This window comes from Bradyrhizobium niftali (genome assembly GCF_004571025.1).
Taxonomy (GTDB): domain Bacteria; phylum Pseudomonadota; class Alphaproteobacteria; order Rhizobiales; family Xanthobacteraceae; genus Bradyrhizobium; species Bradyrhizobium niftali.
In genome coordinates, this window is record NZ_SPQT01000011.1 from 1 (window position 1) to 24,239 (window position 24,239).

Sequence of the window (24,239 nt, forward strand, 5' to 3'; positions counted from 1 at the left end):
CCACCACCTCCACAATCCCCGCCCCCGCCGCTATCGTTGCTGGAACAGCTGCCGCCATCGGTCGAGTTCCCCGAGCTGTCGCCCGAAAACCAGCTCCCCAGCGAGAAGCCGTCGCTCGTCCCCGAATAGCTGTCTCCGCCCCCACTGCCGCCATCGCTGCCGGCCCCTGCGCGGGAGCGGCGCTGGCCGCGGTTCTGGAGGTGGGCGATCCAGCCGTAGCCGATCGCAAAGACGACCCCGGCAGCAATCAATGCATTGATCAGCGCGTTGCCCATCATCGCCTCCCTGGCGGAGCTGCGGTCCACACCAATTCGTCGCACCCGGCCAAGGTGCCGTTCATTGATCATTCAAGCGAAGTATGGAACTTTATCTCCTAAAGAGTTCCCGCGTGTTTGTGCGAAAGGTCAAACCCAATGAAGAAGTCGCTCCTGGCAGTCGCTGCCCTCGCCGCTGTGGCCCTGACGGCCGGGACGCCGGCCCATGCGCAGCGCGGCGTCGCTGCCGGCGTGGCGGCCGGGATCATCGGCGGCGCCATTGTCGGTGGCGCGCTCGCCTCTCCGTATTATTACGGACCGGGGCCCGGCTACGCCTATGGTCCGGGTTATGACCCCGGTTACTACCCGCCCCGCTACTACGCGCCGGGTCCGGGTTATGTCGCCGACGACTATTACGGCGGCTGCGCCTGGCAGAGGCAGCGCTTCTGGGACGGCTATGCCTGGCGCGTCCGCCGCGTCAGGGTCTGTGGCTGAGGCGCCAACCGGTTCACTACGGACGCGCCGTTCATCCCGGGGCCCGAAAAAGACCGCTTTTTCTCGTCACAGCTCTGTGTGCGTTTACCGTGGATTGACCATTTGCGCGCTTCCTAGCTGCAAGGCCAATTCCATCAGAGTGTGCGTGAACCTTTGAACCCCGGGCGCCTCTAACAAGGGGAACCCATCTCCCTGGAGAGCCAAGAGCATGAAGAAGACTTTAGTTGCCGCCCTCACGGTCGCGACGGTCGCCGGTTCGCTGGTGACCGCTGCTCCGTCCGCAAAGGCCCATGACGGCGTCGGCGCGGGCCTCGCGGCCGGCCTGATCGGCGGCGCCATCGTCGGCGGCGCGATCGCGTCGAGCCGTCCGGCCTATGGCGGCCCTGTCTACGTCGCCGAGCCCCCGCCGCCCGCGCCCTGCTACTGGCAGCGCCAGCGTTACTGGGACGGTTACGGCTGGGTCATCCGCCCGGTTCGCGTCTGCTACTGATTTGATCGCTATGGCGCTCATGAGCGCCACGATCGAAGCCCGGCCGAGACCATCGGCCGGGCTTTTTCTTTTGGTCGCGCGCTATCGCGCCGCCTGGATCGAACGCAGCACCTCTTCGCTCGGCCAGCAATCGACCTTGAGGCCCGCCGACTTCTGGTAGGCGCCTAGCGCCGCGCGCGTCTGCATGCCAGCCTTGCCGTCTATCTTGTCCTTGTAGAGCCCGACCCGCGTCAGCCCGCGCTGCATGGTCTCGACGTCCTTGGTACGCAATTGCTTCGAGGCCGACCACGGCGTTGCGAACGGCAGCGGGCTCGTCATGCGGTCGCTGAGATGACCGACGAACAGCACGTAGAGGTCGGAGAAATTGTATTCCTTTATGACGAAGTAGTTCTGCGTGGTCAGGAATGACGGGCCGTAAATGCCTTCCGGCTGCAGCAACGAGGCCGGCTGCGCCTGCTCCGCGGTGCTGAGCTTTTGTCCGCGCACCGGCACGAAGCCTTCGCGCAGCCACTGGCTGATCGGCTTGGTCACCTCGGGCACGCCGCTGGTGCAATCGACCTTGGCCGGCGCCTGCACCTCGTAGGCCCAGCGCACGCCGCTCTGCCAACCCTTGTTGACGAGCTGCTGCGCGGTGGAGGCCAGCGCATCCGGCACCGAGTGCCAGATGTCGATGCGGCCGTCGCGATCGAAGTCGACACCGTGCTTGTAATATTCGGACGGCAGGAATTGCGTGAGCCCGGTGGCGCCGGCCCAGGACGAGCGCATGTCCTTGCGCGTCACCACGCCCTCGCCCAGGATCTTCAGCGAGAGGATGAACTCGTTGCGATAGGTGTCCTTGCGGCGCCCGACATAAGCCTGCGTCGCCAGCACGCGGACGAGATCGTAGGGCAGCGTGTAGCGGCCGTAGTCGGTCTCGCGGCCCCAGATCGCCAGCATGACGGTCGCGGGCACGCCGGAGCTCTTCTCGATCTCGGTCAGCGCGGGACGATATTTTTGCAGCAGCCGCTGCCCCTCGCCGGCAAGGCGCGCGATCGAGGCGTCCCTGACGTAGTCGGCCGGCACCTGCACGAACTCGGCCTGCGATGGCGCACCGGTCGCGGGCCGCCCGGGCAAGATGAGATCGGGCAGCTTGTAATCCGGCTCGAGCCCACGCGTCTGCTCATCGAATGTCGCGCGCGACACGCCGGCGGTCTGCGCCTCCGGCCAGAGCGAGGCGATGAACTGCGTGAAGGCGGCGTCGGCGGCGCGGGCGGACGACCAGCCGCAGGTGACGACGATCACCGCAGCGATGAGCGCCCGCCGCATCATGCCGACATCACCGCGTCAGCTTCTTGTACTTCACGCGGTGCGGAATGACGCTGTCCTGGCCGAGCCGGCGCATCTTGTCCTTCTCGTAGTCCTGGAAGTTGCCTTCGAACCATTCGACATGGCTGTCGCCTTCGAAGGCCAGGATGTGCGTCGCGATGCGGTCGAGGAACCAGCGGTCATGGCTGATGATGACGGCGCAGCCGGCAAAATCTTCCAGCGCCTCTTCAAGCGCGCGCAGCGTGTCGACGTCGAGATCGTTGGTCGGTTCGTCGAGCAGCAGGACGTTGGCGCCGGACTTCAGCATTTTGGCGAGATGCACGCGGTTGCGTTCACCGCCCGAGAGTGCACCGACCTTCTTCTGCTGGTCGGCACCCTTGAAGTTGAACGACGAGCAATAGCCGCGCGAGTTCACTTCCTTCTTGCCGAGCAAGATCAGCTCGTTGCCGCCGGAAATCTCCTCCCACACGTTCTTGTTGCCGTCGAGCGCGTCGCGCGACTGGTCGACATAGCCGAGATGCACGGTCTCGCCGACCGTGATGGTGCCGTTGTCCGGCGTTTCCTGCTTGGTGATCATCTTGAACAGCGTGGTCTTGCCGGCGCCGTTGGCGCCGATCACGCCGACGATGCCGCCGGGCGGCAGCTTGAAGGTGAGATCGTCGATCAAGAGGCGATCGCCATAGCCTTTGCTGAGGCCTTCGAAATCGACGACGTTGGCACCGAGCCGCTCGGCGACAGGGATGATGATCTGTGCGGTCTGGGTCTGCTTCTCGCTCGCCTGCTTGAGCAGCTCCTCGTAGCGTTGATAGCGCGCCTTTGACTTGGCCTGGCGCGCCTTCGGCGAGGACGCGACCCATTCCTGCTCGCGGGCGATCGTCTTCTGATGCGCAGCGTCCTCGCGGCCTTCCTGCTCGAGCCGCTTCTGCTTCTGCACCAGCCAGGACGAGTAGTTGCCCTCGTAGGGAATGCCCTTGCCGCGGTCGAGCTCGAGAATCCAGCTCGTGACGTTGTCGAGGAAGTAGCGGTCGTGGGTGACGATCAGGATCGCGCCGGGATAGTTGCGCAGATGGCCTTCGAGCCACGACACCGACTCGGCGTCGAGATGGTTGGTCGGTTCGTCGAGCAGCAACAAGTCGGGCTGATCGAGCAGCAGTTTGCACAGCGCGACGCGGCGGCGCTCACCGCCCGAGAGTTTTGTCACATCGGCATCATCCGGCGGGCAGCGCAGCGCGTCCATCGCCTGGTCGACCTTGCTGTCGAGATCCCAGAGGCCCTGGGCCTCGATCTCGTCCTGCAGCTTGGTCATCTCGTCGGCGGTTTCTTCCGAATAGTTCATCGCCAGCTCGTTGTAGCGATCGAGGATGGCCTTCTGCTTGGCGACACCCAGCATGACGTTCTCGCGCGCCGAGAGTGTCGGATCGAGATGCGGTTCCTGCTCGAGATAGCCGACGCGGGCGCCCTGGGCGACCCAGGCCTCGCCGTTATACTCCTTGTCGAGGCCGGCCATGATCTTGAGCAGCGTCGACTTGCCCGAGCCGTTGACGCCGAGCACGCCGATCTTGGCGTCCGGGTAGAACGACAGATGAATGTTATCGAGCACCTTCCGGGTCGGGTAGCTCTTGGTCAGGCCCTGCATGAAATAGATGAACTGGCGCGCCATCGGTCCCGTGAAACCTTCGATTTGAGGAAATTTGCTTGCCGCCGATGTAACGATCCCGCCCCCAAAGGGCAACGTTTTCCCTCCGTTCACCACGGATGAATACGGATCGGACACCATCCGGCCGCCAATCCGGACAATTGAAACCATTTTTTAATAAAGTGGGCCAAAGCTCGTCATGGCGCCGAAAAAGACGCCACCCGCGGCAGAAGCGGCGGGGAGAACAGCGAGGCCACATCATGGCTCTGATCGAGACCACCTCCATCACCGTTCCGGCACGAGCCGGTAGCGCTTCCGGACTCGTCACGGAGATCAAGGGCTTCTGGAAGCGCTTCTTCGCCACCGCCTTCAACCCCTACCGGCCCGAGCTGTACTACATGCGTGGTCCCGGCCCCGCCTGGCGCGCCAAGCACGGCATGAATGCACCAATCCGGCTGAAGCCGCGCGATCTCTGAGCCCTTCCCCGCTATCGGATTTTTGACGACGCGAGCTTCTTGCGCGCGGGCGTGATTGCGCGCAACCATGGCCAGGTTCCGACGATGGCGCTCCCCCGCCTGGCGCCGTCACCTCTCGCCATGGATGAACGCTGATGACGCGGCTGCGCTGTGCAATTCTCGACGACTATTTCAACCTCGCCCTCGACGTCGCTGATTGGCAAAAACTGTCCGACCGCATCGACGTTACCGTGTTCAGCCATCCCTTCACCTCGGAGCAGGCCGCGGCCAGCGCGCTCGCCGATTTCGAGATCGTCTGCGCGATGCGCGAACGCACGGCGTTCCCCAAGAGCCTGTTCGCGTCGCTGCCGAAGCTGAAGCTGCTTTTGACCTCCGGCATGCGCAACGCCTCGATCGACATGGAGGCTGCGAAGGCGCAAGGCGTTGCCATCGGCGGCACGCAATATTCCCGCGATCCCACCGCGCCGCTGACGATGGGCCTGATCCTGGAGCTGACCCGCGGCATCGGCCGGGAAAACGCGCGCATGCATGCGGGCGAGCCCTGGCAGACCTTTGCCGGCGTCGAGATCGAGGGGCTGACGCTCGGCATCGTCGGGCTCGGCAAGCTCGGCAGCAAGATGGCGGGCATTGCGAAAGCATTCGGCATGAACGTGATCGCCTGGAGCCCGAACCTCACGCCGGAGAAGTGCAAGGCGGCCGGCGTCGGCTACGCCACCAAGGAGGAGCTGTTCGCCAAGGCCGACATCGTCACCATCCATGTGGTGCTGAGCGACCGCTCGCGGGGACTGGTCGACGCTGCGGACCTCGCGCGGATGAAGCCGACGGCCTTTCTCGTCAACACCGCGCGCGGGCCGATCGTGGACGAGCAGGCGCTGCTGGAGGCCTTGCAGCAGAGGAAGATCGCCGGCGCCGGCTTGGATGTGTTCTCGGTCGAGCCGCTGCCGGTCGACCATCCCTTCCGCAAGCTCGACAACCTCGTGCTGACGCCGCATCTCGGCTACGCGACCGAGGACGGATTGCGTATCCACTATGGCCAGATGGTCGAGGCGATCGACGCCTGGACCAAAGGCAGCGAGCTGCCGCGGAAGCTGGCCTGAAACGAAGAAGGGCGCGCCGACGGCACGCCCTTCTGCAAATCAAACTTGTCTCGAAGCGCTTAGCGCACGGTGACCGGCGCGGGCAGCGGCGGCACCACGGTCGGCTGCGTCCCCGGGACGGGACCGGCCTGGGCAGACATTGGAGCCGGCGCACCGGGCGTCGGCGCGGCCGAGGCAGTCGCCGTTCCCGGCGCCGGACCGCCCGGCATCACCACCACGCGGGTGCCGACCTTGACCCGGTCGAACAGGTCGGAGACGTCCTCGTTCAGCATGCCGATGCAGCCGGAGGAGACGAACTTGCCGATCGTCGAGGGCTGGTTGGTGCCGTGGATACGGTAGACGGTCGAGCCGAGATACATGGCGCGGGCGCCGAGCGGATTGCCCGGGCCGCCGGCCATGAAGCGCGGCAGGTAGGGTTGGCGCTCGATCATCTCGGTCGGCGGATGCCAATCCGGCCACTCGGCCTTGCGGGTGATCTTCTGCACGCCGGTCCAGGTGAAACCGTCGCGGCCGACGCGGACGCCGTAGCGGATCGCACGGCCGTTGCCGAGCACGTAATAGAGGTAGGTGTTCGGCGTATCGACCACGAGGGTACCGGCCGGCTCCTTGGTCTGGAACGAGACCTCCTGGCGGCGCAGGTTCTGCGGCAACTGCGCCGGCGCAGCATCGGGCTGCTCCTCGGGCGGCAGCGAAGCGATCGTCATCGGCCGGCCATCGGCGTCAACCGGCGGCTGCCCGGCCTGGACCGCTCCGGTCGCGGCGGGACCACCGACGGCCTCCGGCGGACGCAGACCGTCGCTGCTGCCGGGTGCCTGCGCCGGACGATCGGCATAGATCACCGCGGGCGGGCCGGCGGGGCGGCCATAGCGGGGATCGTCGGGCGACATCACCGGACCCTGCGGCGGCGCAGCCGAGTAGACGGGAGCGCCGGCGGGGCGGCCATAACGGGGATCATCCGGCGACATCACCGGTCCCTGCGGCGGGGCGGCCGAATAGACCGGGGGACCAGCGGGACGGCCATAGCGGGGATCGTTAGGCGACATCGGACCGCCCGGGCCGGGCGGCGGCAGCGATGCCTGCGGCAGCGCGTCGTCGTCATCTTCCAGCGCGTCGAAATTCGGCGTGCGGTCGCCGGGGCGGTATTCGGCCGGAGCGCCATAGCTCGGCGCCTGCTGAACTGGATAGCTCTGGGCCTGTGCGAGCGAAGTTCCCGCCGCAGCGACTGTTGCGGCAGCGCATATCGTCAGAAAATGTTTGATCATCATCGCTCTTGTATAGTCCCCAAGCCCTATCGGACCGCTAACGGCCAGATGACCGAAAATAGCGGCACATTCAAGACATTGCAGGCTCATTTGCGCCGGATTTGCCGATTTGTGATCCGCAGGTCTAGCGTTGCTCCGTTGCATCACGGGGGCGGAAATCGCATTGCGCCGTGGATTGCCGGAGTCATGGCCCCGATTTTAAGGGAACGGCGCGGAGGCGTTGCGATATGTTCGAATCAGCCTGATTCGCCGCCGCTTCGAGCTCCGATTCCGCGTGGCGAACGCGGCAACCAGTACCGTCACCGCGTTCAGATGGCTCATGGGCCCTGGCCACCTCGCCGCCGGGGCGGAAATTCGCAATCCCTCGATGCTTCCCGGCTTTCGCTTCCTGCTTGCCGCGATCCTGCTGTCAATCTCCATCCTGGTGTTCGGCCTGGGCGCCGCCGCGCTGCTGCGCGCGAGCCACGAGCAGTATGTCAGCAACCCCTCCTGGCGGAACGGCCCGCAGGAGCAGGTGTTTGCGCAGGCGTCCGAGCCGGCCCAGCCGGTGCTCGCGGCCTTGCGCGCGGAGCCGGAGCCGGCCGAGCCCGCCGTGCCGTCGCTGCGCGACCAGGTGCCGACCATCGCCCTGCCGGCGAGCGAGCCCGAGCAGGTCGCGGCGGTGACGAGCGAGGCTGACGCTCAGCCCCAGGTCGTTGCACCGCCAGCCGATACCTCGGCCGCCGAACCGGCCAAGGCCGAGACGACGACGGAAGCCACGGCACCGGCTCCCGCCGACACGCTCACCCCGGCCGACACCACGGCATCGATCCCCGAGGCCAAGATCCCCGAGACCAAGCCTGCCGCGACCGCGAGCGCGCCGGCACCGGCTGATCCCAGCCCGGCCCAGGCATCCTCGGCGCTCGATGTCGCCGCGGCCAAGGTGGCCGCGCTGAACGATCCAGCGACCACGGCCTGGAAGGATCCGCCGGCGAAGGCCAAGGCGGACAGCAGCGCCCAGGACAGCAAGGCGACCAAGCCGCGGGCGAAGGCGAAGAAGCGGCACCGCGTCGTGCGGCGCCCGCCGCCTCAGCAGCTGCAGCAGTCGCTTGATCCGTTCGGGCGACCGCAGCAGAGCTTCGCGACGACAACCACGCGCCCGCGCTGAGCTTCACCTCGCCCCGCTTGCGCGGGGCGAGGGAGCGCACCGTCGTCGTAGCTACCGGTTCACGCAGGCCCGGTCGCGACCGGCGGGCCGCCGGCCTGGCCCCATTCCGACCATGAGCCGTCATAGAGCGCGGTGTCGGTGATCCCCAGGCGATAGAGCGCGAGCGTCAGCACGCCGGCCGACACGCCCGAGCCGCAGCTCGTCACCATCGGCGCGTCGAGCTTGACGCCCGCGCCAGTGAAAGCGGCGCGCAGATCCTCGAGCGGCTTCATCGTTCCGGTCGCGGCATCGAACAGGAGATTGTAGGGCACGTTGCGGGCGCCGGGGATGTGGCCGGAGCGGATGCCCGGCCGCGGCTCCGGCGCGCGCCCCTCGAAACGGTCGGCGGCGCGCGCGTCGATCACCTGCTCTTTGCCGCTTTCCAAATTGGCGACGAGTTGCTGCATGCTGCGCACGCGCTTGGCGTCGTAGCTCGCCTTGAACGTCGCAGGCTTCGGCTCCACCTCGCCGCTCTCGACGGAGCGCCCCTCGGCGCGCCATTTCTTCAGGCCACCGTTGAGGATGCGCACATTGCCGTGGCCGAAAGCCAGGAACATCCACCACGCGCGCGGCGCGGCAACCCAGCCGCCGGCGTCGTAGAGGACGACGGTGTCGGCGTTGGAGATGCCGAGATTACCGACGTCCCGGCCGAACTGCTCGGCGCTCGGATACATGTGCGGCAACGGGTTGGAATGGTCCGACACCGCATCGACGTCGAAGAACACCGCGCCGGGCAGATGCGCAGCGAGATAGTCGTCCTTCGGCAGCGGCAGCACGCCCGGCAGCTTGAAGCTGGCGTCGAGCACCCTGACGTTGGCATCGTTGATATGGGCGGCGAGCCATTCGGTGGAGACGAGGGGGTCGGTGGTCATGCAGAGTTTTCCTTGTCATTCCGGTGCGTGCGCGCACGCGCGAGATTGAAGCCGTGCACATCACACTCCGCTGTCATCGCCCGGCTCGACCGGGCGATCCAGTATTCCAGAGGCGGTTGCGATTGAGCCGAGAGGCCGCGGCGTACTGGATTCCCCGCCTTCGCGGGGAATGACGCTGGAGATTGGAGCGACAGCGAGGCACACCCTCACCCCTTCTTCTTCGGCTCCCATTGCTCCGTCGGGCCGCCGGCGTCGCGCCAGGCGGCGTAGCCGCCGGCGATGTGGGCGACGGGCTTGAGGCCCATGTCCTGCGCGGTCTTGGCCGCGAGCGCGGAGCGCATGCCGCCGGCGCAGTGGAAGACGAACTTCTTGTCTTCCTGGAACACCGGTTTTGCATAAGGGCTCTGCGGGTCGATCCAGAATTCCAGCATGCCGCGGGTGCAGGCGAACGCGCCGGGGATGCGGCCGTCGCGCTCGATCTCGCGGGGGTCGCGGATGTCGACGATGACGACATCGCCGTTCTTCGAGATTTCGATGGCGTCCTTGGCGGTGAGCGTCTCGATCTCGGCATTGGCCTCGTCGATCAGCGCCTTGATGCCGCGGGTGATGGTCTGGGGCATGTGGTTCTCCCTCTTGTTGTCATTCCGGGGCGCGCGTAGCGCGAGCCCGGAATCCATTTCTCACCAACGCTGCGGCCCGATGGATTCCGGGCTCGATGCTTCGCATCGCCCCGGAATGACGACGGCGAGAGTCAGTGCGTCAATTCCTTCATCGCACCTTCGAGACCTTCGATGGTGATCGGGTACATCCGGTTGGCGAAGATGCGTTTGATGATGGTGGTGGATTCCGAATAGTCCCAGTGCTTCTGCGCGACCGGATTCAGCCACACCGAATGCGGATAGGTGCGGATGATGCGGTCGAGCCAGACCGAGCCCGGCTCCTCGTTGACATGCTCGACCGAGCCGCCAGGCACCATGATCTCGTAAGGCGACATCGAGGCGTCGCCGACGAACACAACCTTGTAGTCGTGCGGGTATTTGTGCAGCACGTCCCAGGTCGGCGTGCGGTCGGTGAAGCGGCGCTTGTTCTGCTTCCACACGCCCTCATAGAGGCAGTTGTGGAAGTAGAAATACTCCATGTGCTTGAACTCGCTCTTCGCCGCCGAGAACAGCTCCTCGACCTGCTCGATATGCGCGTCCATCGAGCCGCCGATGTCGAAGAACACCAAGAGCTTCACCGCATTGCGCCGCTCGGGCCGCATGTGCACGTCGAGATAGCCGTGATTGGCGGTCTCGCGGATGGTGGTGTCGAGATCGAGCTCGTCAGGCGCGCCGGTGCGCGCGAACTTGCGCAGGCGCCGCAGCGCCACCTTGATGTTGCGGATGCCGAGCTCGACATTGCCGTCGAGATCCTTGAACTCGCGCTTGTCCCACACCTTCACGGCGCGGTTGTTGCGGTTCTTCTCCTGGCCGATGCGGACGCCTTCGGGATTGTAGCCGTAGGCGCCGAACGGCGAGGTGCCGGCCGTGCCGATCCACTTCGAGCCGCCCTGGTGCCGCCCCTTCTGCTCCTCGAGGCGCTTCTTCAGGGTCTCCATGAGCTTGTCCCAGCCCATGGCCTCGATCTGCTTCTTCTCTTCCTCGGTAAGGTATTTCTCGGCGAGCTTCTTCAGCCACTCCTCGGGGATCTCGGCCTTGTCCATGGCCTCGAGCAGGCTCTCCAGGCCCTTGAACACGGTGCCGAAGACGCGGTCGAACTTGTCGAGGTTGCGCTCGTCCTTCACCAGCGAGGCGCGCGACAGGTAGTAGAAATTCTCGACCGTGTAGTCCGCAAGGTCAGCGTCGAGCGCCTCCATCAGCGTGAGGTATTCGCGCAGCGTCACGGGGACCTGCGCGTCGCGCAGAGAAGTGAAGAATTGCAGGAACATGGGTGACAGATTGCCCGTCGGGGGGCGAACGTCAAGGGGCGGAGGCCGCGGCCGGGCGCTGGACCGGGAGGGTTTTTGCTCTAGAATTGACCACCTCACGGGGTTGTTTTGGGGACATTTGCAATGGGAATTCTCGCAGCACTCATCATCGGTGCGATCGCCGGCTGGCTCGCCGGCAAGATTGTCCACGGGGCGGGATTTGGGCTGATCGGCAACATCGTCGTCGGCATCATCGGCGCACTGGTGGCGGGCTGGGTGCTGCCTCAGCTGCACATCCAGCTCGCGACCGGTACCGTCGGCGCGATCGTGGACGCCACCATCGGCGCGGTGATTGTGCTCGTCATCCTTTCGCTGATAAAACGGGTCTGAAAGCCTGACCGAACCAGGAACGGCCGCCATGAGCGGCCGTTCCCTTGTCGCGACGGGGCTTAGCGCCTCGCGCCGACGATCATTTAAGGACGCGCAATGAAATTTACCGGCACCAAGGACTATGTTGCGACCGACGATCTCAAGGTCGCCGTCAATGCCTCGATCGTGCTGGAGCGCCCACTCCTCATCAAGGGCGAGCCCGGCACCGGCAAGACGGTGCTGGCCGAGGAAGTGGCGAAGGCGCTGAACGCACCGCTTCTGACCTGGCACATCAAGTCCACCACCAAGGCGCAGCAGGGCCTCTACGAATACGACGCGGTGTCGCGCCTGCGCGACAGCCAGCTCGGCGATGCGCGGGTTTCCGACATCGGGAACTACATCAAGCGCGGCAAGCTTTGGGAGGCCTTCACCGCCGAGCAGCGCCCGGTGCTGCTGATCGACGAGATCGACAAGGCCGACATCGAATTCCCGAACGACCTCTTGCTCGAGCTCGACCGCATGGAATTCCATGTCTACGAGACCGGCGAGACGATCAAGGCCAAGCAGCGCCCGATCATGATGATCACCTCCAACAACGAGAAGGAGCTGCCGGACGCCTTCCTGCGCCGCTGCTTCTTCCACTACATCAAATTCCCCGACGCCGACACGATGGGCCGGATCGTCGACGTCCACTTCCCCGGCATCAAGAAGCGCCTGGTGGAAGAAGCGCTGCGCATCTTCTTCGAGGTGCGCGAGGTGCCGGGCCTGAAGAAGAAGCCCTCGACCTCCGAGCTGCTCGACTGGCTGAAGCTGCTGCTCAACGAGGACATGAGCGTCGAGCAGCTCCGCGAACGCGACCCACGCAAGCTGATCCCGCCGCTGCACGGCGCGCTGCTCAAGAACGAGCAGGACGTGCATTTGTTCGAGCGGCTGGCGTTCTTGAGCCGAAGGGAAGTGTAGGCGGCGTCGCCAACCACACGCCCGGTGTCGTCCCGGCGAAGGCCGGGACCCATACCGCGTGATTTATCGATGCGGATAGTCGGCGTTCCGGACGACTAGTCTTCGTCAAACCTCTCCCTGTGGTTATGGGTCCCGGCCTTCGCCGGGACGACATTGGGGAGGCATTTGCGTGCTGCTCCCACATCGTCATTGCGAGCGCAGCGAAGCAATCCAGAATCTTTCCGCGGGTAGCAGTCTGGATTGCTTCGCTGCGCTCGCAATGACGGAGCAAGGGGCAACGGCTTCGCTCTTCCGGTTCGCATTTTGAATCACAGACGCACCTTCTCATTCTCGCGGCGCATTTCGCCCGAGCTTTGGTCTCTCCATCGCCCTCCAGAAATGAGGGCGCAGGGAAGGCCGGGTGCCGGCTGGCACCCACGGTCCGCCGTGCGAAAGCACACGCAGAAAAACTGCACAGCGGCATACAGGTGAAGCCGTACACACGGCCTTCCCTGCGCGATGGTCGGACGGCTTATGCCGCGCTCTCCCGGGAGCCGAACTTTCCTTCTGGCCTCCCTCACCCCGCGAATTGACGATGCCGTCCGCCCGGTTGGGCTCGCGCGCATCTCCGCGACAGGCTTGACCGTAGCAACGACGGCCAGGACCACACGGTTTTGCCGTACGCGTTCAGCGCCGTTCGTCTACACGCGGCCGCGGACTCACAGGGACTACCCGCCCTGCCCGCACCCTCTCGTGCCGACGCTGCCGCGTCCACCGCAACCCGGCCCGCGTTTCGAACGACTCGCGAACCGCCCCTCTTCGTCGGGCCGGGCTGCTTCGATTCATACCGCAATTCCGAATTTCGGTAAAGTGGAATATTTTCGTGCGAAGCGGTTGACGAGCGAGCGACACAGCAAAGCTCGTAGGGTGGGTTAGCGTCAGCGTAACCCACCTCTTTGGTCTCCGTGTCGAGAGAAGCGGTGGGTTACGCCGCGCGGACTGCGCTTCGCGCAGCCGCCAGCTAACCCACCCTACGAAGCCTACGCCACAGCAGCATCCGGCACGCGCGCGGACTCCATCGGCTGCTTGCCGCGGATGAGGTCCGAGGCACGGTCGGCGATCATCATCGTGGAGGCGTTGAGGTTCGCCGAGATCATGCGTGGCATCACGGAGGCGTCGATCACGCGGAGGCCTTCCAACCCGTGGACGCGGAGCTGGTCGTCGACCACCGCCCAGGTGGAATCCGCCGGGCCCATGCGGCAGGTGCAGCCGGGGTGGAAGGTGGTGGTGCCGCGTTCGGTGGCGGCGGCGAGGAATTCGTCGTCGGTGTTGATGTTGGGGCCGGGGAAATCCTCGTAGGCGTAATAGGGCGACAGCGGCGCGGACTTCAAGAGGCGCCGTGCGAGCTTCATGCCGCCGACGATGACGCGGCGGTCGAGCTCGGCGTCGAGATAGTTGGTCTGGATGATCGGCGGCGCAAAGGGATCGGCCGAGCGGATGCGAACATAGCCGCGGCTCTCGGGACGCTGCTGCCAGGAGGCCACCGTCATGCCGGGCTCGTCCTCGAGCTGGCCCTGCACGCCTTCCTTGTAGCTTGCGGGGGTAAAGGTGAGCTGCAGGTCGGAGCTCTCGGCGCTCTCGCCGGAGTGCCAGAAGCAATAGACCATGGTCGGCGACAGCGAGAGCAGGCCGCGACGCGCGGTCGCCCATTTCAGCGCCTCGATCCAGAGCGAGAGACCGCGGCGAAGCTCGTTGATGGTCTTGATGTCTTTTACGCGCGCGACCGTGCGCGGCGCGTAATGATCCTGCAGGCCTTCGCCGACGGGCAAAGCGTGACGCACGGCGATGCCGTGCGCGGCCAGCAGGTCCGGCGAGCCGACGCCGGAGAGCTGGAGCAGCTGCGGCGAATTATAGGTGCCGCCGGAGAGGATCACTTCCTTGTTGGCGCGCACTTCCACCGGCGTGCCGCCGCAGCCGCCCTTGGTGTAGCGCACGCCGACGGCGCGCTTGCCTTCGAAAATGATCTCGGTCGCGTGCGCGTGGGTGTGCACATGCACGTTCGGCCGCTTCATCGCGGGCTTCAGGAACGCCGTGGAACCGGAGACGCGCAAGCCGTTGTTGATGGTGCGCTGGCAGTAGGAGACGCCTTCCTGCTTCGCGCCGTTGTAGTCGGGGTTGCGCGGGATGCCGAGCGAGACCGCGCCCTCCATGAAGGCCTCGCAGAGCGGATCGCGCCAGTCCATGGTGGTGACGATGAGGTTGCCGTCGCGGCCGCGATAGGTGTCCTCGCCCTCGCCGACCCGCTTCTCCAGCCGCTTGAAGTAGGGCAGCACGTCGGCATAGCCCCAGCCGCGATTGCCCATCTGCGCCCAGGTGTCGAAATCCATGCGCTGGCCGCGATTGTAGATGTGGCCGTTGATCGAGGACGAACCGCCGAGCGTCTTGCCGCGCGGCGCGTAGATGCTGCGCCCGCCGGTCCAGGGCCCCGGCTCCTGCTGGTAGGCCCAGTTGATGCTCTTCATGTGGAAGGTCTTGATGAAGCCCGCCGGCAGATGGATGTACGGGTGCCAGTCGCTCGGGCCCGCCTCGAGCACGCAGACGCTAACGTTCGGATCTTCGCTCAGCCGGCTGGTCAGCACGCAGCCGGCCGAGCCCGCGCCGACGATCACATAATCAAATCTGTCCATGGTGCCTCGGCCGCTCAGCGCGGCTTGTCGTTGAGTTGATAATTCAAATGCGTCTGTACCGTCGGCCATTCGGCGGCGGTGATGCTGTAGACCACGGTGTCGCGCAGCGTGCCGTTCGGCGCGACCTGGTGGCTGCGCAGAATGCCGTCCTGCTTGGCGCCGAGGCGCTCGATGGCGCGGCGACTCTGGTGGTTGAAGAAGTGCGTGCGGAATTCGACCGCGATGCAGTTCAGCGTCTCGAAGGCGTGCCGGAGCAGCAGCAGCTTGCACTGCGTGTTCAGCGGGCCGCGCTGCGCGCTCTTGCCATACCAGGTCGAGCCGATCTCGACGCGGCGGTTGGCGGCATCGATGTTCATGTAGGTCGTCATGCCGACGATGTTGCCGCCGGCATCGAACACGGTGAACGGCAGCATCGAGCCCGCGGCCTGCAAGGCCAGGCGGCGGTCGATCTCCTTGCCCATGTTCTCGGGCAGGGGAATCGCGGTGTACCAGAGCTTCGAGAGCTCGCCGTCCTTCACGGCCTCCACCAACCCCTCGATATGCTGATGCGACAGCGGCTCGAGACGGGCGTGCTGTCCACGCAGGGTGACGGGATCAGGCCAGGGCATTGTAGTCTCTCCTTACGTCATTGTGCGGCGAGGCAGCCGGACTGCCAGATCCTCATCCTGAGGAGCGCGGAACGCGCGTCTCGAAGGATGAAGGCCCGGCTGGTGGCCTCGCCCTTCGAGACGCGCGCGAAGGGCGCGCTCCTCAGGGTGAGGGTCTGATGGTTGCATTGCCTCTCTCGCAATGACGGTAACTAGCACCGTTTATTTGTTTAGGAAATTGAGAGGCAAACCGCCGCGCGGCCAGTCCATGGCGATCAGCTCGCCCTTGCCTGACAGCGTGATGTAGGCGGTCTTCAGCCCGGGGCCGCCGAAGGCGATGTTGGTGGTGACGCGGTCGCCGGTCTGGACCTGCTCGACCAGGGTCCCATCCGGCGCGATCACCGAGATGCAGCCGGAGACGAGGGTGGCGACGCAGACATTGCCGTTCGCCTCCACCGCGAGCGAGTCGAACATCTGGTAGCCGCCGAGGCCGCAGATCGGCGTGCCCCGTTCGCCGCGGTAGATCGGCTCGCGCGGCTTGAGCGTGCCGGGGGCGGAGAGCTCATAGGCCCAGAGCCGCCCCGTCGGCGTTTCCGCGATGTAGACCGTGTTTTCGTCCGGCGACAGCCCGATGCCGTTGGCCGGCAGCACGCCGTGCACGACCTCCACGATCTCGGTCATGCCGGGCTTGAGGTAGTACATGCCGCCGACGTCCATCTCGCGCGCGCGGCGCTTGCCGAGATCGGAGAACCAGAGGCCGCCGTGCCTGTCGAACACCAGATCGTTCGGGCCGCGCAGATCGTGCTCGCCGCATTTGGTCACGACGGTCTCGACCTTGCCCGATTGCAGATCGACGCGCTGGATCGAGCCGCCGAGATAGCCGTCCGGCTGCGGGCCCGGCATGATCATCTTGCCGGTCGGGATCCAGGAGAAGCCGCCATTGTTGCAGATGTAGATCTTGCCGTCGGGGCCGAGGGCCGCGCCATTCGGCCCGCCCGGCACCTCGGCGACGATCTCCTTGCGGCCGTCGGGATGGATTCGGGTCAGGCGCTGGCCGCGGATCTCCACCAGCACCACCGAGCCGTCCGGCATCACGACCGGCCCTTCGGGAAATTCGAGGTCGGTGGCGAGAACGCGGACGTCAGACATTTGAGACCCTCCCGGCTGCTTGTTATGGCTTGCACGGGATGTCCGGCACGGGCCTCCACACGCAAGATTTACCCGTGGTTATGACAAAGTCACCGGGGCTTGCCAAGCAAGCGGGACGGTATGCCAGCGTTGCGCCGCAAGGCGCGACAAGGGGCATCGCGCCTTGCGTTGTCGTTTGAGCATGACCTTTTCGGAAAACCGCTTCGCACTTTGCGCCAGCGGGTCCAGATCATGCTACTGCCGCACCGGCACCCATATCTCGAAACCGCCATTGCCGGTCGCAGGATCGAACTTTTCGTCGTAGCGCTCGAAGTTCGGCGCGTCTGCGGCCTTCAGGCCGGAGGCCGGCAGCCACTGATTCCAGATCGTGTTGACGGTGCGCCGGATCGAGGCGACGTGGTCGGTGTGGGTGAACACCGCATAGCGCTGCTCGGGGATGCGGATGCGGCCGAAGCGGCGCGGCAGGTCGGAATAATCGCCGACCTCGACACCGGCGATGTAGTCGAAATTGCCGGCATCGTCGCCGTTGCAGCAGACGCCATAGGCGACGTTGCCGACACGCGCCGGAATGTCGGCGACCTCCTGGTTGAAGCGGTGCCACATTCCCGGGATGATCGCGCCGTTGTCGCAGGAGATGCGTTCACTGATGCCGGCGACGAGGAAGGCCTTTGCGGTCTCGAAACGCGGCGGGGCGAGCGTGTCTGACAGGGTGGAGTCCATGAGGATCGGCTCCTGAAGCTTGAGATGGCCGGTGCACGTCGCGGCCCGCACCGCTTCGGGTGTGGTGCCAAACTGGTCGCGGAACGCGCGGGTGAATGCTTCGTGCGAGCCGTAATCCGCCTCCAGCGCCAGCGACAGAATGTCCGGCGCGCCGTTCGCAAGACTGCGTGCCGCCTCGGTCAGCCGCCGCGCGCGCACGTAGCGCATCACCGGCAGGCCGGTGGCTGCGGCAAACGCACGCACGATGTGGAACCGCGACACGCCTGATATCGCAGCGATCTCGTCGAGCGTCATCGGCTCGGCCAGATGGCTCTCGATATACCAGAGCGCGCGATGGGCTGGATTCATGGTGGTTCGGGCCCTCGTTCGAAGCGCGGCCATGATGCACGGAACGCCGCGGGCTTCGCTTGATCGGCGTTGCGGTCCCGCAGGAGGATAACGCCGGAACAGCCACTGGCAACGCCCGGGCGTTCGTGACTACACTCGGGACGTCCTTGAAACCGCTCACAAGAAAGCAGGAGGAACCGCGCCATGAAGATCACCGATGTGCGGGCGCACCATATCCGCATCCCCTATGATGCCGGTGTCGCGAGCTTCCGCCAGGGCGCCTCCGCCATCACCGCGCTGGACATGGTGATCGTCGAGGTCACGACCGACGCGGGGCTGACCGGCTGGGGCGATGCCTTCGCCTATGTCTGCCCCCGCACCACGCGCAGCGCCGTCGAGGAGATGATCGCACCGCACGCCCGCGGCCTGGAGGTTCCCGATGCCGCCGGCATTCCCGCGGTGATGGAGCAGATCCAGCGCAATCTGCATCTGTTCGGCCGCTACGGCATCACCATGTTCGCGATATCCGGGCTCGACATCGCGCTGTGGGACCTCGCCGCCAAGATCAAGGGTGTGCCGGTGTACCGCCTGCTCGGCGAGACCAGGCGCCCGGCCATTCCGGCCTATGCGAGCCTGTTGCGGATCGGCTCGCCCGACAACATCGCCAGCGAATGCAGGAAGGCGCTCGCGCTCGGCTATGGCGCCATCAAGCTGCACGAGACCACGGCGCCGGCGGTCTTTGCCGCGCGCGAGGCGATCGGCCCGGGCATTCCGCTGATGGTGGACATGAACTGCCCGCTGTCAGGCGAGCAGGCGATCGCGTTCGCCGGGACATGCGCTGACGCGCAGCCGATGTTCCTGGAGGAGCCGGTCTGGCCGCCGGAGGATTTTGCAGCGCTCGCCGAGGTCCGCCGCAAGGGCGGGCTCGGCGTTGCCGCCGGCGAGAACGCCTGCACGGAATATCAATTCCGCCAGATGATGAATGCGGGCGCGGTGAGCCATGCCCAGCCGTCGGTGATCAAGGTCGGCGGCATCACGGAATTTCTGAAGGTCGCGGCGCTCGCAGATGGGCTCGGCGTCAAGATCGTCCCGCACTCCCCGTATTTCGGCCCCGGCCTGCTGGCGACCCTGCATCTGTTGGCCGTGCGCGACGACGGGTTCGTCGAGATGTTTTACCTGAAGCGCGAGGCCTGCCTCTGGGGCGGCCGCGCCGATGTCGATGCCACCGGCCATGTCGCGGTGCCGACTGGAGCCGGGCTCGGCTATGAACCCGACCGCGGCGTGATGGAGCGATATCGCGTCGCGTGAGCGCGGCGCCTATTTCGACGCGTCCTTGGCCGGCGGCGCGTCCTGCTTCTTCTTCAAATCCTCCGCGATCTTCGTCTGCGCGGCCTGGAGATCGAGAAGCGTCTTCTGCAAGCCGGCGAGGCTCGTCTTCAACGCGTCGATCTGGCGATTGGCGGCATCCAGCTTCTGCTGGTGATCGAGGTTGAGCTTGGTGATCGTCTTCTGGAGGAAATCGACGTTGCTCTGGAGGCAGCTCGTGCGCCGCTCCATGGTCTTCTCGACGGTGCAGATCTCGATGCCGGGCACGTCCTGCGCGCGGAGCGGCGCGATCGCCAGCGTCGCGAGCAGCAACATCACGACACAAGCGCTGGCGTTTCGAAACGGCATGCAGGTTCCTCGTCAAAACGATCACGGCAATGTGCGCTTTTTGCGCGCAGCCGGCGAAGGCTACCACACTCGTACCGCATTCTCGCGTTGAGCTTGGCTCGTTCCCTCGGGACAGGGAGCATTGAACCGCACGCGGAAGAATTGGGCGCTCTTTCCGCGGCTTTGATTAGGGGAGATTTTTGGAATGGCAACGCGCGATAGACGTCTGGCGGAGTTCGACGGCGCTGGAGAACCGCCACCTGGCTTGCCGGTCGAAGTGCTGTGCGAGGATCACAGCGGAACGTATCAACTGCCGTTCGCCTGCCGCTATGTCGAGGGACGCTGGCAGAACCACGAGGCCGGCATCGCGGTCGAAGCGACCGTGATCGGCTGGCGCCTGCCACGCCTGAAGCACTCCGGCGTCGCCTGACGGCGGCTTCTGTTCCAAAATGCAACGGGGCCGCGCGCCGTCTTAACCTTCGGAACGCGGTTCGAACGAATCGCGTCCGAATCAGCCGAATGGCCTTGTCCACGCCTGTTCACGGCTAGATGTCGATGCGGGTCTGTTCTCGCGCACAATATCTGCGAGACCTGCGGACGGGCTCGGGCGTCGAGCCGGCGCCAAAGGTTAACGGTGGACAGGGCGTGGCTCGCACCACGGCCCCAGGCGGTCCCCGCCCCCGAAACAGGCAGGGCCGAGCCGGGCCTGCCTAATATTCGACCTCGAGCTCCTCGATCTCGGCCGGCTCTTCCTTCGCCGCCGCGATCCATTCCTTCATCTCGGGCATCGCCATGATGGTATCGGCGTAGGCCTTCAGAAGCGGCTCGAGCTTGACGTCATAGGTCACGAAGCGCGTCACCACGGGCGCGTACATCGCATCCGCCATGGTGCGCCTCTCGCCGAACAGGAACGGGCCGCCCGATTTCTCCAGGCAGTCACGCCAGATGAACCAGACGCGGTCGATGTCGGCCTGCGCGCGCGACCAGATCTTGAAGCCGGGGAAGTGCCCCTTCAGATTGACCGGCAGCGAGGCGCGCAGCGTGGTGAAGCCGGAATGGATTTCGCCGCAGATCGAGCGGCAATGGGCGCGCTGGACGCGGTCATCCGGCAGCAGGCCGGCATCCGGCATCACCTCGTTGAGATATTCGGCGATCGCCAGCGTGTCCCAGACGGTGGCGCCCTCGTGGCGCAGGCACGGCACCAGGATCGACGACGACAGCAAGAGAATTTCGGCGCGCGCGGAGGCGTCGTCGGGCGCGGTCACGATCTCCTCGAAATCGAGCCCGGAAAATTTCGTCAGCAGCCAGCCACGCAGCGACCAGGACGAGTAGTTCTTGCTGCTGATGGTCAGTGTCGCCTTCGCCATATGGCCCCTTCCCTCACGCCTGAGACGGGCACCCCGCCCGGCCCGCTGGCGTGCCCACTACCTGTGCTTCCCATGTGTACACCTCGCTTGAAGAGCAAGCGATGTGCCAGTTTTCCAGGCGATTCGACTCAGGTTTGGCTTCGATATTGCATGGCACCATGGAACAGGTGGGCGCTTCAGTATGATGTCGATGTATTATCAAGCCTTTCAGAACCAGATGGACCTGACGGCGCCGTGGCGGGCGGGCGCCTCGTCTGCGCTCAGATTCCTCAACCTGGTGCCGCAGGGCGTGTCGGACCAGGTCGTCGGCCGGCTCTCGGCGGCGCTGGAGCTGATCTCGCGCTCCACCCTCACCTACCATCGCCCGGCCTACGGCATCGACAGTGTCATGGTGGGCAATCGCGAGGTCGCCGTCACCGAGGAGATCGCCTACGCGACCCCGTTCGGCTCGCTGCTGCACTTCAGGAAGCAAGACGTGCCCGAGCAGCCGCGCATGCTGCTGGTGGCGCCGATGTCCGGCCATTTCGCGACGCTGCTGCGCGGCACTGTGAAGACGCTGCTCCAGGACCACGACGTCTACATCACCGACTGGCACAATCCGCGCGACATTCCGCGCAGCGAAGGCCGCTTCGGGCTCGACGACTACACCGATCACCTCATCGATTTCCTCGGCCAGCTCGGCCCGCGCCCGCATATGGTGGCGATCTGCCAGCCGTCGGTCTCGGCGCTCGCGGCCGCCGCCGTCATGTGCGAGGGCAACCATCCTTCCCGGCCGGCGACGCTGACGCTGATGGCAGGCCCGATCGACACGCGGATCCAGCCGACCAGGGTCAACGAGTTCGCCAAGAGCAGACCGATCGACTGGTTCGAGCAGAACCTGATCAACTACGTGCCGGTGCAGTGCCGCGGCGCACTGCGCAAAGTGTATCCCGGCTTCGTCCAGCTCACCGCCTTCGTCTCGATGAACCTCGAGCGGCACATCAAGCAGCACATGGATCTCGCCAACCACATCGCCAAGGGCGAGAAGGAGAAGGCGGCGACCATCAAGACCTTCTACGACGAATATTTCGCGGTGATGGATCTGCCGGCCGAGTTCTACATCGAGACCGTGCGCGACGTGTTCCAGGAGCATCTGCTGCCGCAGGGCAAGCTGATGCATCGGGGACGGCCGGTGAACACCAAGGCCGTCAGCCGCATGGGGCTGATGACGGTCGAGGGCGAGAAGGACGACATCTGCTCGATCGGCCAGACGCTCGCCGCGCAAGACCTCTGCACCGGCGTGCGCGCCTATCGCCGCGTGCACCACATGCAGGCCGGCGTCGGCCATTACGGCGTGTTCTCCGGCAAGCGCTGGAACAACGAGATCTATCCGCTGCTGCGCGATTTCGTGCACGTCAATTCGTGAGGCGCACGCCGTGGCGCGCCCGGGCTGCTTTTCAAGCCCGTATCGAGCCGGGCCACGCGACGACTTGCCCTGACATCACAACGCGGTTGCGTCCGCTCTCCTTGGCGGCGTAGAGCGCCTTATCCGCAGCCGCAATCAACGACGTGCAATCCGCCTTGTCGCCGAACGACACATGTGTGGCGCCGCCAATACTGAGGGTGACCTGCCTGGATGGCGGGTTGAGCGCGTGCAGGATCCCGAGGTCCTGAATCGCTTGCCGGATTCGCTCGCCGACCTGCTCGCACCCCCCCATGTCGGTATTTGGTAGCAGCAAGGTGAATTCCTCGCCACCATACCTGGCGGCTACGTCTGCCGGCCGTCTGGCCTGCTCCGCCAGGACCCCGGCGACCGAGCGGAGACATGCATCGCCCGCCTGATGCCCGTACTGATCGTTGAAACTCTTGAAATGATCGACGTCCATCAGCAACAGTGACAGAGGCGTTCCTTCGCGCCTGGCCCGGTCCCATTCCGCCTCCAGCCGCTCGTCGAAGTGTCTGCGGTTTGCCAAGGCCGTCAGGCCATCCGAACTGGCGAGGGCCGCAAGCTTATCCTCCCGATCCTTACGTTCGGTCATGTCGCGCGAGATCGCCACCACGCCGTTGATGTCTCCGCTCTGCGCACTCCTGGCGACGCGCAGCGCGGTTTCGATCCAGACCTCGCCCTTCTCGCGATGCCGAGCGCGATAAGTGATTCTAGCCTCTTCGGCTTCGCCGTTCCCCAACGCGGAGATCGTTTGCTCAACCCGGGCCAGGTCCGCGGGATTTATGCCGGCGAAGGCCGACGTATCCACCAACTGGTTCGGAGCCCAGCCGAGAACTCGCGCGCTGGACGGCGACGCATAGAGGATCCGTCCATCGACCGCTATGCGCATGACCATGTCTCCCGACTGCTCCGCGAGGAGGCGAAAATCCGCCTCCTTGGCGACCAGGGCGGCTGCCATCTTTTGCCGCAGGTGCAACTGGCGCACCAGGAAGAGCCCCGCAACAGCGAGCCCTCCTATCAGTCCCAGCACCGCAGCCATGCGCGTCAGCGCCGCTTTGCGCCAGGGCGCCAAGACGTCGTCTTCCGATTCCGTGGCAACCACGAGAACAGGGTACCGACTGCTCAGCTGATAAAAGCTCAGACGCCGAACGCCGTCGAGAGGCGACGTGAAGTAGTAGACGTCCGCAGTCGGCCGCTCGCGGATTATTCTAAAAAGCGGAGCACTCGACAGGTCGCGGCCCGTATAGCCGTTGTCCGGGCTACGCGCGAGGATAACGCCTTTCGCGGTCGCCAGTGCAATCGAACCGTTCTGGCCAACGTCGAATCCGCGATAGAACTGCAGAAAATAGTCGACATCGATCGTCGTAAGAGCCACTCCGGCAAAACTGCCGTCAGGATGATTGAAGCGCCTTGAGGCGGTGATGATCCATTGCCCGCCCGACCTGCTCCTCACTGGAGACCCAATGAAGGTTCCCCGGTCAGCCACGGCGCGATGATGCTGGAAATATTCTCGGTCACTGTTGTTGAGACCGGCGAAATTCACAGGCTCGCTGGTTGCGAGCCAGCGGCCGGTCTCGTCATAGACGAACACGGCGCGGATCCGATTCGCGGCTTTGCGCCGGGAAAGAAAGGTCTGAATCTTGGCGATTGCCGCCGGGCTGGTTCCCTCAAGCTCGAGTTGGCCAACCAACACATTTAGAACGGTGTCCGCGAGTTCGAACGTGTCGTCCGCGTGTTGCGTCACCGACCGGGCCAGATTGGCCATGTCCGTTTCGGAGCCCTTCAGGACCGTCACTCGCGAGGACCACTCCCGCCAACCGCTGAGCACGACGAGCGCCAAGCAGGCGACCGCCACGAATGCCGAGACCCAGAACGTGAGACGCCCGAGCCGAAGATCGCTGCGGTGATCGATCAACAGATGCTCCCTCCACCCTTAATCCGCAAACGCCTTGGGCCAAGGGATGGTTGCTCGCTCCGGTTGAGTTTTTTGGCAGGGCACCGGAAGGAGACCGCCGGCATCGATGAGCGGCCTGACC

Annotated in this window: 24 protein-coding genes; 10 read left to right on the forward strand and 14 right to left on the reverse strand. The window is 65.2% G+C overall.

Features of this window, described 5'->3' with window-relative positions:
- A partial coding sequence (locus E4K65_RS19780) for a hypothetical protein (RefSeq protein ID WP_167770989.1) occupies nucleotides 1-278 on the reverse strand: 278 nt, incomplete at its 3' end.
- A 135-nt stretch (nucleotides 279-413) separates the two neighbouring features.
- Between E4K65_RS19780 and E4K65_RS19785 the strand changes: the two genes are divergently transcribed.
- Nucleotides 414-749 (forward strand): hypothetical protein, encoded by a 336-nt coding sequence (locus E4K65_RS19785; RefSeq protein ID WP_135175595.1) that lies wholly within the window; start codon nucleotides 414-416, stop codon nucleotides 747-749.
- Between the two features lie 208 nt (nucleotides 750-957).
- Nucleotides 958-1,239, forward strand: a complete 282-nt coding sequence (locus tag E4K65_RS19790) for a hypothetical protein (protein WP_135175596.1) — start codon at nucleotides 958-960, stop codon at nucleotides 1,237-1,239.
- An 81-nt stretch (nucleotides 1,240-1,320) separates the two neighbouring features.
- On the opposite strand, the gene E4K65_RS19795 is transcribed toward E4K65_RS19790, so the two are convergent.
- Nucleotides 1,321-2,547 (reverse strand): lytic murein transglycosylase, encoded by a 1,227-nt coding sequence (locus tag E4K65_RS19795; RefSeq protein WP_135175597.1) that lies wholly within the window; start codon nucleotides 2,545-2,547, stop codon nucleotides 1,321-1,323.
- 7 nt (nucleotides 2,548-2,554) lie between these two features.
- Nucleotides 2,555-4,204 (reverse strand): energy-dependent translational throttle protein EttA, encoded by a 1,650-nt coding sequence (gene ettA / locus E4K65_RS19800; protein WP_135175598.1) that lies wholly within the window; start codon nucleotides 4,202-4,204, stop codon nucleotides 2,555-2,557.
- Between the two features lie 236 nt (nucleotides 4,205-4,440).
- On the opposite strand from ettA, the gene E4K65_RS19805 reads away from it, so the two are divergent.
- Both E4K65_RS19805 and E4K65_RS19810 read left to right on the forward strand, forming a co-directional pair.
- Nucleotides 4,441-4,656 carry a hypothetical protein gene (locus tag E4K65_RS19805; RefSeq protein WP_135175599.1) on the forward strand — a complete coding sequence of 72 codons (216 nt, stop codon included), beginning with the start codon at nucleotides 4,441-4,443 and terminating at the stop codon, nucleotides 4,654-4,656.
- Between the two features lie 134 nt (nucleotides 4,657-4,790).
- Nucleotides 4,791-5,753, forward strand: coding sequence for a D-2-hydroxyacid dehydrogenase family protein (locus E4K65_RS19810; protein ID WP_135175600.1), 963 nt, complete (start codon nucleotides 4,791-4,793; stop codon nucleotides 5,751-5,753).
- Nucleotides 5,754-5,812: 59 nt separating this feature from the next.
- On the opposite strand, the gene E4K65_RS19815 is transcribed toward E4K65_RS19810, so the two are convergent.
- The gene (locus E4K65_RS19815) at nucleotides 5,813-7,015 is read right to left on the reverse strand and encodes a L,D-transpeptidase (protein ID WP_167770958.1); all 1,203 of its coding nucleotides are present in this window, start codon (nucleotides 7,013-7,015) and stop codon (nucleotides 5,813-5,815) included.
- 319 nt (nucleotides 7,016-7,334) lie between these two features.
- Here E4K65_RS19815 and E4K65_RS19820 point away from each other — a divergent pair, with 319 nt between their 5' ends.
- A complete protein-coding gene (locus E4K65_RS19820) occupies nucleotides 7,335-8,162 on the forward strand; it encodes a hypothetical protein (protein WP_167770959.1) in 828 nt (275 codons plus the stop codon).
- Between the two features lie 59 nt (nucleotides 8,163-8,221).
- Here the strand turns inward: E4K65_RS19820 and sseA are convergent, their stop codons facing one another.
- From sseA to E4K65_RS19835, 3 genes are all read right to left on the reverse strand, one after another.
- Nucleotides 8,222-9,073 (reverse strand): 3-mercaptopyruvate sulfurtransferase, encoded by an 852-nt coding sequence (gene sseA / locus E4K65_RS19825; RefSeq protein ID WP_135175603.1) that lies wholly within the window; start codon nucleotides 9,071-9,073, stop codon nucleotides 8,222-8,224.
- A 206-nt stretch (nucleotides 9,074-9,279) separates the two neighbouring features.
- Nucleotides 9,280-9,693 carry a rhodanese-like domain-containing protein gene (locus E4K65_RS19830; RefSeq protein ID WP_135175604.1) on the reverse strand — a complete coding sequence of 138 codons (414 nt, stop codon included), beginning with the start codon at nucleotides 9,691-9,693 and terminating at the stop codon, nucleotides 9,280-9,282.
- A 131-nt stretch (nucleotides 9,694-9,824) separates the two neighbouring features.
- A complete protein-coding gene (locus tag E4K65_RS19835) occupies nucleotides 9,825-11,000 on the reverse strand; it encodes a vWA domain-containing protein (protein ID WP_027548316.1) in 1,176 nt (391 codons plus the stop codon).
- A gap of 123 nt (nucleotides 11,001-11,123) precedes the next feature.
- On the opposite strand from E4K65_RS19835, the gene E4K65_RS19840 reads away from it, so the two are divergent.
- A complete protein-coding gene (locus E4K65_RS19840) occupies nucleotides 11,124-11,369 on the forward strand; it encodes a GlsB/YeaQ/YmgE family stress response membrane protein (RefSeq protein ID WP_027548317.1) in 246 nt (81 codons plus the stop codon).
- A 96-nt stretch (nucleotides 11,370-11,465) separates the two neighbouring features.
- Nucleotides 11,466-12,308: an AAA family ATPase gene (locus E4K65_RS19845; RefSeq protein WP_135175605.1), complete on the forward strand. Its 843-nt coding sequence runs from the start codon at nucleotides 11,466-11,468 to the stop codon at nucleotides 12,306-12,308.
- Nucleotides 12,309-13,327: 1,019 nt separating this feature from the next.
- On the opposite strand, the gene E4K65_RS19860 is transcribed toward E4K65_RS19845, so the two are convergent.
- From E4K65_RS19860 to E4K65_RS19875, 4 genes are all read right to left on the reverse strand, one after another.
- Nucleotides 13,328-14,974 carry a GMC family oxidoreductase gene (locus E4K65_RS19860; RefSeq protein ID WP_135175606.1) on the reverse strand — a complete coding sequence of 549 codons (1,647 nt, stop codon included), beginning with the start codon at nucleotides 14,972-14,974 and terminating at the stop codon, nucleotides 13,328-13,330.
- Nucleotides 14,975-14,988: 14 nt separating this feature from the next.
- Complete coding sequence (locus E4K65_RS19865) at nucleotides 14,989-15,582, reverse strand: GNAT family N-acetyltransferase (RefSeq protein ID WP_135175607.1); 594 nt, start codon at nucleotides 15,580-15,582, stop codon at nucleotides 14,989-14,991.
- Between the two features lie 201 nt (nucleotides 15,583-15,783).
- A complete protein-coding gene (locus tag E4K65_RS19870) occupies nucleotides 15,784-16,710 on the reverse strand; it encodes an SMP-30/gluconolactonase/LRE family protein (RefSeq protein WP_135175608.1) in 927 nt (308 codons plus the stop codon).
- A gap of 234 nt (nucleotides 16,711-16,944) precedes the next feature.
- Nucleotides 16,945-17,778: an AraC family transcriptional regulator gene (locus E4K65_RS19875; RefSeq protein ID WP_167770960.1), complete on the reverse strand. Its 834-nt coding sequence runs from the start codon at nucleotides 17,776-17,778 to the stop codon at nucleotides 16,945-16,947.
- A gap of 183 nt (nucleotides 17,779-17,961) precedes the next feature.
- On the opposite strand from E4K65_RS19875, the gene E4K65_RS19880 reads away from it, so the two are divergent.
- Nucleotides 17,962-19,065 carry a mandelate racemase/muconate lactonizing enzyme family protein gene (locus tag E4K65_RS19880; RefSeq protein ID WP_135175610.1) on the forward strand — a complete coding sequence of 368 codons (1,104 nt, stop codon included), beginning with the start codon at nucleotides 17,962-17,964 and terminating at the stop codon, nucleotides 19,063-19,065.
- Between the two features lie 9 nt (nucleotides 19,066-19,074).
- On the opposite strand, the gene E4K65_RS19885 is transcribed toward E4K65_RS19880, so the two are convergent.
- Entirely contained in the window at nucleotides 19,075-19,431 is a 357-nt protein-coding gene (locus E4K65_RS19885; protein WP_135175611.1) for a hypothetical protein, read from the reverse strand.
- A 184-nt stretch (nucleotides 19,432-19,615) separates the two neighbouring features.
- Between E4K65_RS19885 and E4K65_RS19890 the strand changes: the two genes are divergently transcribed.
- Complete coding sequence (locus E4K65_RS19890) at nucleotides 19,616-19,840, forward strand: hypothetical protein (RefSeq protein ID WP_027547310.1); 225 nt, start codon at nucleotides 19,616-19,618, stop codon at nucleotides 19,838-19,840.
- A 280-nt stretch (nucleotides 19,841-20,120) separates the two neighbouring features.
- Here E4K65_RS19890 and E4K65_RS19895 read toward each other — a convergent pair whose 3' ends face one another.
- Complete coding sequence (locus E4K65_RS19895) at nucleotides 20,121-20,777, reverse strand: glutathione S-transferase family protein (RefSeq protein ID WP_027547311.1); 657 nt, start codon at nucleotides 20,775-20,777, stop codon at nucleotides 20,121-20,123.
- Nucleotides 20,778-20,958: 181 nt separating this feature from the next.
- Between E4K65_RS19895 and E4K65_RS19900 the strand changes: the two genes are divergently transcribed.
- Entirely contained in the window at nucleotides 20,959-22,182 is a 1,224-nt protein-coding gene (locus E4K65_RS19900; RefSeq protein ID WP_135175612.1) for a polyhydroxyalkanoate depolymerase, read from the forward strand.
- Between the two features lie 31 nt (nucleotides 22,183-22,213).
- On the opposite strand, the gene E4K65_RS19905 is transcribed toward E4K65_RS19900, so the two are convergent.
- Nucleotides 22,214-24,118: a diguanylate cyclase domain-containing protein gene (locus tag E4K65_RS19905; protein ID WP_167770961.1), complete on the reverse strand. Its 1,905-nt coding sequence runs from the start codon at nucleotides 24,116-24,118 to the stop codon at nucleotides 22,214-22,216.
- Nucleotides 24,119-24,239: the final 121 nt, after the last annotated feature.